We start from the raw sequence: 16,204 nt of genomic DNA on the forward strand, positions 1-16,204 counted from the left end.
GGTGTGAGGGGGGCGCGGGGGGGGGGGGGGGGGGGCGGGGGGGGGTGCGGGCGGCGGGCCGGGCGGCGCCCCCCCCCCCCGAACATGCCTCCGGCGACGGCCTCCGCATCCCCGATGATCTCCATGGCGTACGGCAGCCCGCGACGGCACAGCGCGGCGATGAGCGTCGACCCGACCAGTCCCGGCATCACCGCTATGTAGCGAGTGTCGATGACGTGCGGCGAACGCCCACCACTCCCCGCCGGCCCGGACTGCGCCTTTCCGGTGGCCGGCTCACCGGATGCCTGACCTCCGGTGGCCGGCCTCGGCTCCGACCAGCAGGAGGCTCCGGCTCCGCGTTGCCGGGGGGTGGGTGCGAGCAGCCCGCCCGGCCCGAACCCCGCGGACACCGCACTTCTCAGACGGCGGTGGGTCCGCAGGTAGCCGATCGACCCCCGATACGGCGGCAGCTCCACCACTCGCACTCCCGCGCCGGTCACGGGGAAGGAGGTCACCGACGGATCGGCCCCGGCCGGCCTCGCCACGGCCCCGCTGCCCGCGGTCCCGGGCGCGACGGTCGCGGAGCAGACGTGACGGTGCTCGTCCGCGTCGACCGGCGACACGTCCGCGAACGTGGGCCCGACCCTGGCCAGGACGATGACCTCGTGGAAAACGGTGAGGTAGGAAGCCCAGTGCCGATAGGCCTCGCTCGGGTTGCGGGATACGACGACGCCGTGCGCGTCCCGGTGGAACCGTGCCTCTGTCGCGACCACGACTCGCATGCCGCCCGCCCATCGCCGTTGCTCCCCTCCAGGACGTGCACAACCTACAGCCACCGTCCAACTACAGAGAGATAGATTGCTCGCGGAGAGTCCGGACGTGACGGTGCGACCGCACCTTCCCCCCGCCGCATCGCCCGCGCCCGCGCGATCCCCCACAGCCGTCCCATCCCCCGCACGCCGAACGGGATCGGGCGGGTGAGGCAGGTGAGCCCACCCGCCCGATCCCGTGCCGCCCTGGACTCACGGCGACGCAGCGCCGATCCGACGGGAGCTGTCCCGCCGGGCTTGCAGGTAGATGGCTTCCATACGTGAGTTCCGGGCGTGTCGTCGTACGGCCGTCTCAGAGCGACTCGACGGCGAGACGAACGTCTTCGCTCGGTCGCGCCTGTGTCGGCACCGCCGCACCGCGGCGCCCACTCGCGCCAGACGCCCCGATCACAACCCCGCCGCCTCGTTCGCCGAACCCCTGATCAGCGGGCCCTTGATCTCCCAGGCCCACGGGCCCGTCATCGAACGGAAGGCGCTGCGTCGCGCCGGGCGTGACGCCCGTCGGACTCAGGCGCCGCGTACCGTGCGGACCGGGCAGCCAGCGACGGGTGTCGAGGACGAGCCGCGCATGCCGGGCCACCAGGTCACGGTCGAACGCATCATGGTCGACGAGGACGACCACGAGGTCCGCGGCGGCCAGCTCGTCCGCGTTCGCCTCGACGAGAGGCACCTCCACGGGTAGTCGGGCGGCATCGACATGCGGGTCCGCGGCACGCAGGTCGGCGCCGAGCTCGGTGAGCAGGACCGCGATCCGGGCGGACGGCGACTCCCGGGCGTCCCCCGTGTTCTTCTTGTAGGCGAGGCCGAGCAGTAGCACCCGGCTGCCGGCGACTGCCTGGTGGCGGGCGTTGAGCATCTCGGTGACGCGGCGCACCACATGGTCGGGCATGTGGTCGTTGACGTCGTTGGCGAGCTCAACGAAGCGGAAGCTGCGCCCGAGGCTGTGCCGCACCCGCCAGGACAGGTAGGACGGGTCGATCGGCAGGCAGTGCCCGCCAACCCCCGGCCCTGGGGTGAAACGCAGGTAGCCGAACGGCTTTGTCGACGCCGCGTCGATGGCCTCCCAGACGTCGACGCCCAGCTCGTGGGCGAACATCGCCAGCTCGTTGACGAGCGCGATGTTGACGTGCCGGAAGGTGTTCTCCAGTAGTTTCGTGAGTTCGGCGGTTCGGGTCGAGGCCACCGGCACGGTCAGCTCGACGAGGCTGTCGTAGAAGGCGGCCACGGCCGACCGGCATGCCGGGCTCATCCCGGAGACGACCTTGGGGGTGTTCCCCAGGTTCCAGGTCGGGTTGCCGGGATCGATGCGCTCCGGTGAGTACCCGAGGTGGAATTCGAGGCCCGGCCGCAGCCCAGAGCCCTGCTCCAGCAGCGGGGCGAGCAGCTCCTCGGTGGTGCCCGGGTACGTGGTCGACTCCAGGATCACCGTCGCCCCCGGGCGGACCAACGGGGCGAGCCCCTGCGCGGCGTCGACGATGTACGACAGATCGGGTGCGCCCTCCCGCAACGGCGTCGGCACGGTGATGACGGCGACGTCGAAGCCGTCGGCCCGCGCATAGTCCGCGGTCGGCAGGTACTGGCCGCTGGCCAGCGCCGCCTCCAGCTCGCCGTCGGAGATGTCCTCCACGTACGACCGTCCGGCCGCCAGGCGCGCCGCCCGGTTCATGTCGATCTCCACCCCGACGACACGCCAGCCCGCGGCGACAGCCCGCATCGCCACCGGCAGACCGACGTACCCCTGCCCGATCACCACTAGCTTGTTCGATGACATGAGCTGAGTGTTGCGTATCAACTACACATAGCGACGTAGCGGTCCGGACGTGTTCCGCCGGACGGCACGACCGCGGCGACCCGCCCAACCCCGACACGCCCCAGGCGAGGGCCGTCATCCACGAACCGCGGTGTCATGCCGGTCGCCGCGGAGATCGCCGAAGGCACCGGTCGGAGGTCGGAGGTCGCCGGGGCGCGGCGCCGGCCAGCCACAACTCGCGCCAACGAGTCGACACGCAGCGCAACGCGCAGACCATCCAGTCGACCCCACGAAGGTCAAGAAAAGTTACTCTCCGCAATCAGCGGGTGTCGAAGGTGCACCTACGGTTGTTGAGGAGTAAGCGATGTTTCGTCGACGAAGACGACTTGGGGTGGCAACGGCCGCGCTGGCCGCCGCCGGCCTCGTGGTTCTGCCGGCTGCGGTGGCGGTCGCCCCGGCCTGGGCAGCGGCGGCCTCCGGCACGGAGTGGTCCTGGGGATACAACGGTCTTGGGGCACTGGGGAACGGCACCACCGCCAACAGCTCCGTGCCGGTCCGGGTCAGCGGCTTCACCGGGCTGAGCCGCGTCGTGGGGATCGGCGCGGGCAGGTACTCCGGATACGCCGTCACCGCGGACGGCAGCCCCTGGTCCTGGGGCTACAACGCCTACGGGCAGCTCGGCAACGGCACCACCACCAACACCACCGTGCCCGTACGCGTCAGCGGCCTGACCCAGGTCTCCGCCATCGTCGGCGGCAGCGCCCACGCCTACGCCCTGCGTCAGGACGGCACCGTGTGGGCCTGGGGGTATAGCAACTACGGGCAGCTCGGCAACGGCACCTTCGTCGCCAGCCGGGTCCCCGTCCGGGTCAGTGGCCTGAGCCGGATCATCGCCATCGCCAGCGGCGGCTCGACCGGCTACGCGCTGCGCGGTGACGGCACCGTCTGGGCCTGGGGATACAACGACGAGGGTCAGCTTGGCAACGGCACGTTCACCAACAGCAACGTGCCCGTCCAGGTCAGCGGCCTCAACGGGGTTCGCGCGGTCGCCGGTGGCCAGGAGAGCGGCTACGCGTTGCTGTGGGACGGGACCATCCGGGCCTGGGGCGAGAACGAGCACGGGCAGCTCGGTGACGGCACGACGACCACCCACCCGCTGCCCGTCGCCGTGCACAACCTCCACGGGGTGACCGCCATCGCCGCCAGCAGCGAGGGCAACACCGGGTACGCGCTGCTCCGGGACGGCACCGCCTGGGCCTGGGGCCTGGGGAACACCGGTCAGCTCGGCAACGGCGACGACGAGAGTGCTCTGGAACCGGTACAGGTCAGCGGCTCCACCGGCCTCGATGGCGTGATCGGCCTGTCCGCCGGCAGCTTCAGCGGATACGCCCTGCGCTGGGACGGAACGGTATGGGCCTGGGGCAGCAACTACTACGGGCAGCTCGGCAACAGCACCACGACGCCTCCCTACAGCCTGCGCCCCGTGCAGGTGAGCGGCGCCGCCCGGGCCGAGGACATCGCCGGGGGCGGATTCAGCGGCTACACGCTGCTGGGCACCTGGGAATGATGAGCGACACCTCCCGCCCACCCGCCGCGACCAGCTGAACGGCGGCGACCCGGCCGGTTCACCGCCATACGGATGGCCTCTGGGGTCGGTCCCCCATGACCGACCCCGGAGGCCAGTCCGATCCGACGTCAGAGGTTGGCCCGGCTGCCCGCGCAGGCCCAGGCGCCAGGCCGACGGATGATGGTATTCGCTGGTGGGACTGGCGGGCACGGAAACAGGCGAGCACGGAAACAGGCGGGCGCGGATTCAGACCTGCGCGGAGGACGCCTCAGGCACGGCTTCGGCGCCCCCGGGGCCGAGGCCATCGAAGCCGTCCTCACCGCGAACCGTGTCGCCACGTGCAGTGTCGATTCGGGCCGTGTCCTCGGGGACGGCATCCACGGCATCCACGGCACCGACGGTCCGCGGTATGGGACGGACGGACTCGACGCCGAGCGCGTCGGCGGCGGCGAGCGTCGCGCGGCTGGAGGCGAGTAGGTCGACGGTGATACCGGTGTCGCCGCCCCGGCACATCCGCAGGAACGCCGCGGCGGCCTCGCGGTGTCCCTTGTTCTGGGCTCCGCGCCACACCGAACGGCCGTCGACGATCAGCTCGCGATAGTCGTCAAGGTGGACCTGGCGGCCACCGGCGAGCGCCTCCACCTTCTCCTCGCGCGCAGTCCGAGGCTGCGCGCAGCTGTAGGCGATCGTCGACAGCGAGCCGTCGACGTGTCGCAGTGTGACGGCCAGATCCGCGGCGAGCAGCAGCTCGCCGCCGCGCCCGGCGACGGCCGCCACGGCGTCGACGGGGCTGGCAACGAGTGCCGAACAGGCATCAACGAAGTGGCACACCTCGCCCAGCAGCCGGCCACCCTGCCTCCGGTCGTGGTACCAGTGACCGGCGGGGACGGGGCCGGCGGCGACGCGGTAGACCACGCTGAGCGGGCCCGACCGGTGCTCGAACGCCGCGCGGGCGGCACCCAGGCCCGGGGAGAACCGCCGGTTGTAGCCGACGACCAGCGCACCGCCGCCCGTGGCCACGGCGCGTTCCACCCGGTCGAGCTCGTCGACGGTGAGCGCCAGCGGCTTCTCGCACCACACGTGCCGGCCTCGTTCGAGCGCACGCACGGCGAGTTCGGCGTGCGTGGCGTGCGGGGTGGCGATGACCACGACGTCGATGTCGTCGTCGTCGAGCACCGCGTCGGCCCCGGCCGTGGCGCCCGCGAACCCGTAGCGGTCGGCGAAGGCCCGCGCCGAGCGTCCACCGGCCGAGGCCACGGTGACGAACTGGTCGAACCCGGCGGCGCGGAAGGCGGGGAGCAGCACCGCGCCGGAGAACGCACCCGCGCCGATCCAGCCCACCCGGCTGCCGCGGCGGGCCGCTGCGGCCCCCCGCTGGCGCGGCACCCGCAGTCGCGGCCGCAGCCTGCCCGCGGGGCCGTCCCCCGCACTGCGCTGCGCCCGCTGGCCTCGCGTGTGCGTCTCGGCGGGACGGTCTCCCGTGCCCTGCGCACCCGGCCGCACGTCGTCCACGCCGGCACCCGATGCGGTGTCGGCGCCGGCCGCGGTGTCGGCGCCGGGGTGCGAGGGATAGTCGAAGCGGATCGCGAGGTGGGGCTCGGCGCGGGCGGCGACCAGCTCGTAGGCCTTCGGCGCCTCGTCGACCGGGAACGTGTGCGTGACCAGGTCGTCGACCCGCAGCCGCCCGGCGCAGAGCAGATCGAGGACGGCTTCCTGGTTGCGTCCCTCGGTCCAGCGCACCTGCCCGGCCGGATAGTCGACGCCCCAGTCCTCATAGCCGCGCTCGTAGCGGCCCGGCCCGTAGGAGCGGGCGAAGCGGACGGTCAGCTCCTTGTCGTAGAACGGGGTGCGGGCAAGGTCGAGCCCCACGTCTCCGATGACGACGAGCTGCGCCCGGTCGCGGGCGAGCGCGGTCGAACGCATCACCGGCTCGGCCGAGTGGCCCGCCGCGCAGACCAGCACCGCGTCCGCGCCGCGCCCCCGGCTCCAGTCCCGCACGGCCGCGGTGGTCGTCTCCCCGGCCTCGGCATGCGCGACCACTCCGGCCGCCCGGGCGGTGGCCAGGGGCAGCTCGGCCAGGTCGACGCCGGCCACCTCGCACCCGCTGGCAAGCGCGAGGCGGGCGGCGAGCTGGCCGACGAGGCCCAGCCCGACGACGACCAGCCGACTGCCCGGCCCGACCTCGGCCAGGCGCAGGCCGTGCAGCGCGATGGACGCGATCGTCGCGAACGCCGCCGCGCCGGCCTCGACCCCGTCGGGCACCCGGGCGCACAGCAAGCCCGGCACCGCCTGGTACTCGGCGTGGTTCGCCCGCCCGGCCCCGCCGGTGGCGACCAGGTCGCCGGCACGGATGCCGGCGACCGCCGTGCCGACCTCGACCACCCACCCGCAGCCGCTGTAGCCGAGGGGAACGTCGCTGCCCAGCCGATCACGCACCGTGCGCACGGCCTGGCGCAGGCCGTCGGTGCGGGCCTTCGTCGCGACCTTGCGCACCAGGTCCGGACGGGCCCGTGCCTTGGCCACCAGACCCGCCAGGGCCAGATCCGTCACGGCCCGCTCGGCGCCGGCGGACACGATCGTGGCGACCGTGGCCACCAGCACCTCGGTGGGTCCGATCACCGGCACCGGGACGTCCACGACTCGCACCGGCCCCCCGGACGCCGCCTGCACCACCTGTTTCATCGCGCACCCTCCGGACCAGGTCGACGTACACAGATCGACGTACACGGACCGGCAGGCGCCGATCCACGGACGGGGGCCGGTGGCGAGTCCGACGAGGGCGGGGTCGGTGGACGGATGCGTGGTCGCCGCGCCGCGGCGGGACACCCGCGGCCCACATCTCACATCGGAGTGTAGTTGATGCATTACATTCAGCGATGAACGCCGCTCGACGATCAGCCGACGTGTCAGAGCCGGAGGAACGGCATGCAGACAGCGCCCGTCGCAGCCTGCGTCGCCGCGTGCGCCTTCACGCTGGTGACGACCCCCGCCGTCCTCGTCTCGATGCGCCGGCTCGCCGCCATCGACGAGGTCACGCCTCGGTCGTCGCACCAGGCGCCGACGGCGCGCGGCGGAGGGGTCGCCATCGTGCTCGGGCTGTTCGTCGGCGTACTCACCGCCGTGCTCACCCACGGCCACGGCGGTCCGAACCTGTTGCCGCTGACGGCGGCGGCGGCCCTGTTCGGACTGATCGGGCTGGCCGAGGACGTCGGCGGGGTGAGGGCGATGCGCCGGCTGGCCCTGCAGACCGCCGCCTCGTTCGTCGTCACGGTCCTGGCGGTGCTCGCCGCCGTGCTCGGCGAGCCGACGCCTGGCATCGCGGCCGTCCTCGTGGTCACCGTGTGTGCACCACTATGGATCACCGGTTTCGTCAACGTCTTCAACTTCATGGACGGCATCAACGGCATCTCCGGCGTGAGTGCGGCGCTTTCCGGCGCCACGCTCGCCGTGCTCGGCGCCGTCCGTGACGCGGCGGCCGTCAGCGCCGGCGGCATCCTCGTGGCCGCCGTGGCCCTGGGATTCCTGCCCTACAACTTTCCGCGCGCCCGGGTCTTCCTCGGCGACGTGGGCAGCTACACCTTCGGCGCGGTCGTCGCCGTGCTCACCGCACAGGCGGTGCTCGCCGGTGTCCCCATCGAGGCCGCACTCGCCCCCAGTGCCCTGTACCTGGCCGACACCTCGGCGACCCTGGTCCGGCGGGTGCGGGCGGGCGAGCCCTGGCACACCGCGCACCGCTCCCACGCCTACCAGCGCCTCACCATCGCCGGCTGGTCCCACGCGCGGGTCACCGGCCTGGTGGCCGGCACGAGCGGGCTTGTCGTCGCGCTGTCGCTCGCCTCCTTCGGCCCGCCGCCGGGACGGCTGGGGGCGGACGCGGTCGCGGGTCTCGCGCTGGCCGGCTACCTCGCCCTTCCCCGCTGGGTCGCCGGCCACCCCGCCGACGGGCACCAAGCCGACAGACAGCCGTCGGCCGGTCGTGCAGGCGCCGGCCAGCCAGGCGCCGGCCTGCCCACGTCATCCGCCACACCCACGCTGCCCGCCCAGCGCACGGCGCCGCCAGGGACCCCCGCCCGCGCGGCGCCGCCGCCAGCAGCAGCGCCGCCGTCCGTCAGGCCGCCCGGGCAGGAGGCGTCATGAGCCGGGTGGCGGTGTTCGGTGCCAGCGGGTTCATCGGCACGGCGAGCGCGACGGCGTTGCGCCAGGCCGGGCACGAGGTGCTGGCCCGGCGGGCGCGCCGGCTGTGGGTCGACGCCGAGACGCTCACCGGCTCGGCCTGGTCCGCCGGCCGCGTGCACCGGGCGAGCCTCGCCGCCGAACTCGACGGCGTCGACGCCGTCGTGAACGCGGCCGGCGTGGCCACGTCCGGAGCGGCGCTGACCCCGGCCCTCGTCGGCGGCAACGCCGCCTGGCCACGCCTGCTCGCCGAGGCCTGCGAGCTTGCCGGGGTGGCCCGTCTGGTGCACCTGTCGACCGCGGCCGTGCAGGGCCGTGCCCACCTGCTGGATGAGACGCTGCACTACGCGCCGGTGACGCCGTACGGGCGTTCGAAAACGCTCGGCGAGCAGCTGCTGCGCGATGCCGCCGAAGGCGGGCAGCTCGACATCACCATCTACCGCCCGCCCTCGGTGCACGGCCCCGGACGACACATGACCGCGGCGTTCGCCGCGTTCTGCCGCCGTTTTCCCCTCGTGACCTGCGGGGACGGCAACCAGCCCGTACCGGTCGCCCTGGTCGGCAACATCGGCGCCGCCGTCGCCGCGATCCTCCGCGCCGAGCACGCCCCCTTCGTCGTCGCGCATCCGCATGAAGGACACACGGTGCGCACGCTCTACGAGACGTTCGCCCCGGGCCGGCCGCTGTGCGTCCTGCCGACGGCGCTGGTGCGGTCCCTGCTGGGCATGGCCGAACCGACCGGGCAGTGGCTGGCGCCGCTGGGCGCGGTGTGCCGGCGCGCGGAGCTGCTGCTGTTCGGGCAGGCCCAGCAGTCCGGCTGGCTGGGCACCCGCGGCTTCGCGCCGCCGCTGGGCCGCGCCGCCTGGGATCAGCTTGCCGCCGAGGCGCGGGGCGCCGCGGACGAGGCCGCGGACAGGGCGCACGCGAGCGGCCCCACCGGCGCCGGGGCGCCGGCGTGAGCACGCCCGCGGAGGTCGGCCGCTATCTGCGCACCCTCGCCCACCTGCGACCCGGTCAGATCGTCGCCCGTGGCCGGTTGCGGGCGCAGCGCGTCGGGCTGAGCCAGGCGCCCCGGACGGCGACCGCGTTGCTGCGCACCCGGGCGACACCCGGCTACTGGCCGACGGGCTTCGTCCCACTCGACGGGCAGTGCCCCGCCGCGGGACCGAGCGCCGAGGACCTCGCACGCGGCCGGATCAGCCTGCTCGGCCACGCCCGCAACCTCACCCAGGGCCGGCCCGACCGCCTGGACTGGGAGCAGGCCGGCGCGCCGTTGCTGTGGCGCTATCACCTGCACTACTGGGACTGGGCCTGGGCGCTGGCTGGCGACGGCATGCGGGGCCGGGCCACGTTCACCCGGCTCTACCTGGACTGGCGTACGGCGACTCCGCTCGGCCATCCGGTCGCCTGGTCACCGTACGTCGCCTCGCTGCGGGCCTGGACTCTGTGCGCCCTGCACCCGGTGCTGGCACCCGCATCGACGCTCACCTCCGTACCCGCGAACGGCATCACCCCCACGGCCCGGGCCGGTGCCACCGCGGCCGTGCTGCACGACGTCCTGCGGGCGGACCTCGGCACCCTGCACGCCTTCCTGCGCGCCCACCAGGAAACCGATGTCGGCGGCAACCACCTGATGAAGAATCTCAAGGCCCTGGTCGCCCTCGAGATCGCGGCGGGTGACCGCCACGGACTGCGCCGCCGCCTGGACGCCCTGCTCCGGCAGATCGACCGGCAGATCCTCGCCGACGGCGGCCACCACGAGCGGACCCCCGCCTACCACTGCCAGGTCCTCGCCGACCTCGACGACGTCGCGGGCCTGCTGAGCGCCGCCGGTCGTCCGGTGCCGGACGAGCTGTCCGACGCGACCGTCCGGATGCGCCGGTGGCTCGCCACCGTCCTCGGCCCAGACGGCACGGTCCCCCTGCTCAACGACGGATTCCCGGTCCCGCGGACACTGCTGCGCCGCCTGCTGCCCGACTGCGCCCCGACCGACCGCGCCCCATCCACCGAAGCCCCACCCGTCGAAGCCCCACCCGCCGGCGTCCGGCCACGGACCGGCCCGCGTACCGCGGCGGGAGCCGCTGAGGCCGTGGCCCTGCGCGGGACCGGCGCCGGCGCGGCGACGGCGTCCACCGTTGGAGGCGTCCCCGATGCGGTGCTGTTGCCCGACAGTGGGCTTGCCGTGCTCACCGCCGGTGGCTGGCACCTGCTCGCCGACGTGGGGCTGCCCTGCCCGGACGATCTGCCGGCCCACGCCCATGCGGACACGCTCGGCTTTCTGCTCTGGCTGGACGGCGTTCCCGTGCTGGTCGACCCGGCCACCTCCACCTACGCACCCGGTCCGCGCCGCGATCGCGAACGCGGCACGGCCGCCCACTCGACGGTGACGCTCGACGATGCCGACTCGACCGAGGTCTGGGGTGCGTTCCGGGCCGGCCGGCGTGCCCACCCGAGTGCGGCCACGCTGCACCGCGGCCCGACTGCCGTCACTCTCAGCGCCGGCCACGACGGTTACCGGTATCTGCCCGGCGCGCCACGCCACCAGCGCCACTGGCGCCTGGACCGGCACGGGCTGGTGGTGCGCGACCGGGTCAGCGGCACCGGTCGCCACCGCCTCACGGTGCGCTTCCACTTCGCTGCCGGTATCACCCTCGCACCGGACATCACCGTCCGCGCTCCCGCGGCCGGCGCTGCCAGCGCCATGCCCCGCGGCGCCGGCTCTCCCGGCACCGCACCACGTGACGCCCTCCCCTCGAGCGCCGCGGCTCGTGACGCCACCGTGGATCCCGTGCTCGCGCTGTCCAACGGTCGGCGCCTGGAGCTGCGCACCGGTGTCCCCGGACAGTGGCGAGTGCGCACCACCGCGCGCGCGATCGGCTGGGAACGCACGGTCCCCGCGCTCAGCGCCGAGTTGACCATCGACGCGACACTGCCCGTCACGGTGGAGACAATCCTTGGTCTCTGTTCGCGCCCGGTCCGCGTCCCCGCCGCCAGACCGGCACCGTCCGACACCAGCAGATCGGCCACCCGCCAGGCCTGACCCCGGTCAGGCCGGCACCGGGGTCATCCGGCCTGAGCTCGGCGCGGCGCCGCCACGAAGCCGCGACACATGCCTACAGTACGTTTGATAATGAACACTTATGGTGATGGAAGGCTGTCCGAAAGGCCCGATGCGCGGGCGTCCGGGTGGTTCCGGCGGTCAGCGGGGAGGCAGGTCGCACCGATGACGTCCAGAACGGAGCCGGCGGGAACGCGACCGTTCCACCCGCTCGGACGCCGCCGGGGACCGGCAACCAGCTGATGACCCAACCCAGTACCACCGAGACCACGGACCATCCCACGGCGGCCGCCGCTGGGGCCGCCATGAGGGCCGTCACGCACACGGCCAGCGGCCAGCGCGATCCGCGGTGGTGGCTGGGCGCGCTGGCGCTGACCTCGCTGGTGCCGCCGCTGGTCTACCACCTGCAGGTGCTGCGCCAGGGCCGTTCGGGCCCGCTGCCCTCGCGGGCGTTCGCCCTCAGCGCGCTCGGCGCGCTCGGCGCCTACGGGACGGTCGTCGGGGCGCAGCTCATCTACCGGCTCGACATGGTGCTCGTGGCGACGTTCCGGCCGGCCCGACAGGTCGCGTTCTACGGAGTGGCGGTCTGCTCGCCCGAACGGCCCGCGCGGACGGGACCGGCCGCGGCCCGGCGGGCGCCAGCACGGCGACGACCGGCCGAGCGGACGCCGAGGCGACGAGCCCGCGGGCGGCGCTGTCCCACTCCGTGCGCATTCCCGCTCCCCGGACCACCCCGGGCGGCCCGCCGGCCATGATGACCTCCGGCGTAGCCCGCGCCGGTCACCAGCACGGACGACATCGTCGATCACGCGGCGCGCGGCGGCTGTCCGTCCGCGGGCCCGGTCCCCCGCGCAGGACCGTCCATCCCAGGAGAACAGACCTTTCCAGGAGCAATGATGACCATGAACACCCCCACTCGCCCGGACCCGCCCGACTCCACCGCGCGCTACCTCGACCTGCTTCGTTCAACGCTGACGTTCTCCCTGTGGGACGGCGGGGACGGCAGCGCGTGGGAGCCACGGGGGGGCGCTCGGCGGATGGTCGCTCGGGCCGTCCATCGGCAGGACATGGAGATCATCCGACGGACCGCGCCGGAGTTTCGGGGCGACGGGCGGGACTGGCCTCGCCTCGCGCACACGAGGATCGGCGAGCGCCGGATGCGCAACCTGCAGGAATGCGTCGAGATGATCATCCGGGACGAGGTTCCGGGCGACCTGATCGAGATCGGTGTGTGGCGCGGCGGCGCCTGCATCCTCATGCAGGGCGTGCTCGCCACCTACGGGGCCGGCGACCAGCACCATCAGCACCGCACGCTCCCTGTCTCGATCGACCAGGTGCAGGACAACTTCCGCCGGTACGGCCTGCTCGACGAGCGGGTCCGGTTCCTGCCCGGCTGGTTCCGCGACACCCTGCCGAAGGCGCCCATCGATCGGCTGGCCGTGCTGCGCCTGGACGGCGACTGGACCGGCGTCTACTGGCGCCGCGGCGCCGTCTCGACGGATCCGGCCCTTCGGCGGGCGGGTTGCGAACCCGCGGTCCCGACCGCCCGGCACGACGCGTCCGCCGTGCTTGGTTCGATCGCCACCCCCGGGTCATGAGCGCCTTCCCCCGCGGCGGCCCGTGGACCGTTCTGATGGTCTGCACCGGAAACCTCTGCCGCTCCCCGATGGCGCAGCATCTCGCCGCCAGCTATTTTTCCGCCCCGGCCGGTTTCTCCACCCGAACCGGTTCCCTCGCCCGAACCGGCCCGGTCGGCCGTGCCGGCGCCGAAGGCATCGTGATCGCCAGCGCCGGCCTGCACGCCCGGACCGGTGAGGCCATGGAGCACAACGCCGCCGAACTGTTGCGGGCCCGCGGCGTGGACCCCGCCGGGTTCCAGAGCCGACACCTCACCGTCGACCTGGTCGAATCCAGCGATCTGGTGCTCTGCGCGACGCGGGAACACCGCTCGGCGGTCGTCACCCTGAGCCCGCGAGCACTGCGCCGCTCCTTCACACTGCGCGAGTTCGCCCGGCTGACCTCGGCGGTACGTCTCGCCGACCTGCCGGTCGGATCGGTGCGTCCCGCCGGCGAGCTGCTGGTCGCCGCCGCTTTGCGCGCCCGGGCGGCGGGCCGGGTCGTCCCGGCCGAGATCGACGATCTGACCGATCCCCTCGGCGAGAACCGGCACCGGTTCGAGGCCTGTGCCGCGATGATCGACGAGGCCCTGTGCGGACCGATGTCGCTCCTCTCGCAGGCGAGCCAGACCCGGCGCGACGGCCCCAGCCTCGGCGCCATCGTGCCGGCCCCACGGCGCAGCCGGAACGGTGAACGCACGTCGGACCCGGCCGGACACGGCCCGGACCGCGGGTGAGGATCCTCGTCGGCGACCGCTGGCTCGACGGGTTCCTCGACGAGACCGTCATGTACCGGGACATCTACGCCCGCGTCCTCGCCGGCACCGGCGGTGAGACCACCCGGGAGATCCGGGCGACCGCCGAGCTCACCCTCCGCCTGGACGCCGAGGCCACCGTGGGCGCCCGGGGCACGCTGGGGTTCGGCCGAGATCAGGACGCAGCCCGGTCGGCCGGCACCCGGTAGCCGGCGGCCCACCGGGCCGCGCCCGACATCGCCGTCCCGTGCGTCGCCGTCCCGTGCATCGCCGTCCCGGCCGACGTGGCCGGCGTCATGGGTGCCGAGACCGCGGCCGAAACCGGCATGGCCGGCATGGTCACCGAAGCTGGCATGGTCACCGAAGCTGGCATGGTCACCGAAGCTGGCATGGTCACCGAGGCCGCCGGCGGGGTTGGAGCCGACAGTGGCAGCGCCGCCGAGGTGAAGGCGGACATGGTGGCCGCCGGGCCGGGGCCGACCACCGCGGCTGCCGGTCCCAGGACGGGTATGGCGGCCTGGGCGGACAGTGCGGAGGGCGGGCCAGCGGCCGGGGCGGGCAGCACCGGGCGGCTGGTCATCCGGGCGGCCCATTCACGCAGCCAGACGACGACACGGTCGCCCGCCATCGGACCCGCCACGAAGAATCCCTGCACCTCATCGCACTGCCAGTCGGCGAGAGCCTGCCAGGAACGCTGCGTCTCCACGCCTTCCGCGACGATCCGCATCCGCAGCGCGTGGGCGAGGAGGACGGTCGAGCGGACTATCTCGGCCGCCGCCGGGTCCCGGTCGAGGTCACGCAGGAACGTGCGGTCGAGTTTCACCTCGTCCGCGGGCAGGTCCCGCAGATAGGTCAGGGAGCAGAAGCCGGTGCCGTAGTCATCGAGGCTGACCCGCACGCCGTGTCGGCGCAGACCCGCGAGGGTGCGCCGGGCCACGTCCCGGGCTTCCACCAGGGTGTCCTCGGTGAGCTCGACGACCAGCGCCGAGGATGGGAGGCAATGGCGGGCGAGGGCGGTGCGCACCACGTCGACGAAGGATCCTTCGACGATGACGGATGCGGGAACGTTCACCGAGACAGTGAGGCTCGCGCCTCCGGCCCGCCACCGTGCACAGTCGGTCAGCGCCTGCTCGAGCACATGCTGGGTGAGTCGCGGCATGAGTCCGGCCCGGTCGACCTCGGTGAGGAACGCGCCGGGTTCGCGCACCCCGTCGACGGGATGACGCCAGCGCACCAGCGCCTCGACCCCACTGATCCGCCCGCTGCGCAGGTCGGCCTTGGGCTGGTAACTCAGCTCGATCTGGCCACGGTCGAAGGCTTGGCGTATCTCGGCGCGCAGCAGCAGTCGGGCCCGGTTGACGGCCGGCGGGCAGGGAGTGCGGACGGACTGCCCACCGCGGGCTCCTTTCTCCGCATGCATGGCCTCCTCCGCATGCCGCAGCAACTCAAGTGGGGTTCGACCGTGCTGGGAGGAGCGGGCGATGCCGATGCTCGCATCGGGCCGTACCGGGGTGCCGGCCAGTACGACGGGGGGCTCAAGCGCGGCGCGCAGGTCCGCGGCGAGCTGGGCGCAGCGGTCTGCGTCGACCCCACGCAGCAGGACCGCGAACGCGTCGCCGTCGACCCGAGCGAGCAGGGTCGACGCGGGCAGCGCGGCCCGCAGCCGCCGCCCGACGGCGGCCAGCAGCCGGTCGCCCTGCTCGTGCCCCAAGGCCAAATTGATGTCCCGCATGCCGTCGAGGTCGAGTAGCAGCAGGCCGACCGTGGCGACGCCGCGAGAGCGGTGCCCTCCCCCGCCCAGCCAGCGGGCGGCCACGTCCAGCAGATACCGCCGGTCCGGCAGACCGGTGAGCTCGTCGCGGCCGGGCGGGCGTCGCCAGCCGTGTCCGCCCCCCAGCTGCTGGCGACCCGGATGCGACCGAACCGGATGGCCATGGCCCTGATGACTGTCATCCTGACTGCCGCCCTCATGGCCGTGACGTTCATGGCAGCGACCCGCACGGGCCTGGCCAGGAGAGGAAGCGCCTGGATGCGAACGTCCCGCGCGGTCGCTGCCGGACGCTGGTCGACCGAGGAGCCGCGTGAGGCCACATGCGGCGGCAGTCAGTGCGAGCGTGCCCAGCGAGGCGGTGAGGGCCGACACCACGGTCACCGCGAGCCCGGATCCGTCCGTTGCCGCCCCGCTGGGGAACGAGCCGCGCCGGGCACCGGTCTGCATGAGACATACGACGACGATCCCGGCGAGAGCGAGAGCCGCGAGGACCGCGCGGCAGACGATGCGGACCGGACCGGCAGCCGCCCCGCGCTCCGGGTCCTGCCCGGTGCCCACCGCCTGCTCGGGCGCGGGCGCCGCCACCGGCCCGGCGGACTCGGTCGCCGGCCCGGTGAGCCTTGCCGGGCCGGCCGGGGGGGGGGGGGGGGGGGGGGGGGGGGGGGGGGGGGGGGGGGGGGGGGGGGGGGGGGGGGGGGGGGGGGG

The 16,204-nt window shown here is 73.9% G+C and carries 11 protein-coding genes and 1 pseudogene; 8 read left to right on the plus strand and 4 right to left on the minus strand.

The features are described from left to right. Both MXD95_RS08280 and MXD95_RS08285 read right to left on the minus strand, forming a co-directional pair. A pseudogene (locus tag MXD95_RS08280) lies at positions 1-761 on the minus strand (hypothetical protein); the annotation flags it as partial. A gap of 340 nt (positions 762-1,101) precedes the next feature. Next, on the minus strand, positions 1,102-2,580 hold the full coding sequence (locus tag MXD95_RS08285) for a nucleotide sugar dehydrogenase (RefSeq protein ID WP_250639959.1): 1,479 nt from the start codon (positions 2,578-2,580) through the stop codon (positions 1,102-1,104). 343 nt (positions 2,581-2,923) lie between these two features. Between MXD95_RS08285 and MXD95_RS08290 the strand changes: the two genes are divergently transcribed. Then, positions 2,924-4,126, plus strand: a complete 1,203-nt coding sequence (locus tag MXD95_RS08290; protein WP_250639960.1) for an RCC1-like domain-containing protein — start codon at positions 2,924-2,926, stop codon at positions 4,124-4,126. Positions 4,127-4,372: 246 nt separating this feature from the next. Here the strand turns inward: MXD95_RS08290 and MXD95_RS08295 are convergent, their stop codons facing one another. After that, the gene (locus MXD95_RS08295) at positions 4,373-6,808 is read right to left on the minus strand and encodes a bi-domain-containing oxidoreductase (protein ID WP_250639961.1); all 2,436 of its coding nucleotides are present in this window, start codon (positions 6,806-6,808) and stop codon (positions 4,373-4,375) included. Between the two features lie 243 nt (positions 6,809-7,051). Between MXD95_RS08295 and MXD95_RS28460 the strand changes: the two genes are divergently transcribed. The 7 genes from MXD95_RS28460 (at position 7,052) to MXD95_RS08330 (ending at position 13,937) form a co-directional block, all read left to right on the plus strand. Further along, the gene (locus MXD95_RS28460) at positions 7,052-8,263 is read left to right on the plus strand and encodes an MraY family glycosyltransferase (protein WP_285223562.1); all 1,212 of its coding nucleotides are present in this window, start codon (positions 7,052-7,054) and stop codon (positions 8,261-8,263) included. After that, the gene (locus MXD95_RS08305) at positions 8,260-9,258 is read left to right on the plus strand and encodes an NAD-dependent epimerase/dehydratase family protein (protein ID WP_250639962.1); all 999 of its coding nucleotides are present in this window, start codon (positions 8,260-8,262) and stop codon (positions 9,256-9,258) included. Before MXD95_RS28460 ends, MXD95_RS08305 begins: the two co-directional genes overlap by 4 nt. Further along, a complete protein-coding gene (locus tag MXD95_RS08310; protein ID WP_250639963.1) occupies positions 9,255-11,339 on the plus strand; it encodes a heparinase II/III domain-containing protein in 2,085 nt (694 codons plus the stop codon). Before MXD95_RS08305 ends, MXD95_RS08310 begins: the two co-directional genes overlap by 4 nt. A 260-nt stretch (positions 11,340-11,599) precedes the next feature. Then, positions 11,600-12,112 (plus strand): hypothetical protein, encoded by a 513-nt coding sequence (locus tag MXD95_RS08315; RefSeq protein ID WP_250639964.1) that lies wholly within the window; start codon positions 11,600-11,602, stop codon positions 12,110-12,112. A gap of 138 nt (positions 12,113-12,250) precedes the next feature. Beyond that, positions 12,251-12,955 (plus strand): TylF/MycF/NovP-related O-methyltransferase, encoded by a 705-nt coding sequence (locus MXD95_RS08320; protein WP_462166249.1) that lies wholly within the window; start codon positions 12,251-12,253, stop codon positions 12,953-12,955. Next, entirely contained in the window at positions 12,952-13,710 is a 759-nt protein-coding gene (locus MXD95_RS08325; protein WP_250639966.1) for an arsenate reductase/protein-tyrosine-phosphatase family protein, read from the plus strand. Before MXD95_RS08320 ends, MXD95_RS08325 begins: the two co-directional genes overlap by 4 nt. Next, complete coding sequence (locus MXD95_RS08330) at positions 13,707-13,937, plus strand: hypothetical protein (protein WP_250639967.1); 231 nt, start codon at positions 13,707-13,709, stop codon at positions 13,935-13,937. The genes MXD95_RS08325 and MXD95_RS08330 overlap by 4 nt, the downstream gene beginning before the upstream one ends. On the opposite strand, the gene MXD95_RS08335 is transcribed toward MXD95_RS08330, so the two are convergent. Further along, positions 13,904-16,204 (minus strand): putative bifunctional diguanylate cyclase/phosphodiesterase (locus MXD95_RS08335; protein ID WP_374121989.1); only part of this gene is annotated, 2,301 nt, incomplete at its 5' end. The genes MXD95_RS08330 and MXD95_RS08335 overlap by 34 nt on opposite strands.

The sequence above is a fragment of the Frankia sp. AiPa1 genome (assembly GCF_023243075.1).
Taxonomy (GTDB): Bacteria; Actinomycetota; Actinomycetes; order Frankiales; family Frankiaceae; genus Frankia.

Bases quoted from the DNA above. Each gene is read 5' to 3' on its own strand.
- MXD95_RS08285 (WP_250639959.1), bottom strand. From the start codon at position 2,580: ATGTCATCGAACAAGCTAGTGGTGATCGGGCAGGGGTACGTCGGTCTG.
- MXD95_RS08290 (WP_250639960.1), top strand. From the start codon at position 2,924: ATGTTTCGTCGACGAAGACGACTTGGGGTGGCAACGGCCGCGCTGGCC.
- MXD95_RS08295 (WP_250639961.1), bottom strand. From the start codon at position 6,808: ATGAAACAGGTGGTGCAGGCGGCGTCCGGGGGGCCGGTGCGAGTCGTG.
- MXD95_RS28460 (WP_285223562.1), top strand. From the start codon at position 7,052: ATGCAGACAGCGCCCGTCGCAGCCTGCGTCGCCGCGTGCGCCTTCACG.
- MXD95_RS08305 (WP_250639962.1), top strand. From the start codon at position 8,260: ATGAGCCGGGTGGCGGTGTTCGGTGCCAGCGGGTTCATCGGCACGGCG.
- MXD95_RS08315 (WP_250639964.1), top strand. From the start codon at position 11,600: ATGACCCAACCCAGTACCACCGAGACCACGGACCATCCCACGGCGGCC.
- MXD95_RS08320 (WP_462166249.1), top strand. From the start codon at position 12,251: ATGATGACCATGAACACCCCCACTCGCCCGGACCCGCCCGACTCCACC.
- MXD95_RS08325 (WP_250639966.1), top strand. From the start codon at position 12,952: ATGAGCGCCTTCCCCCGCGGCGGCCCGTGGACCGTTCTGATGGTCTGC.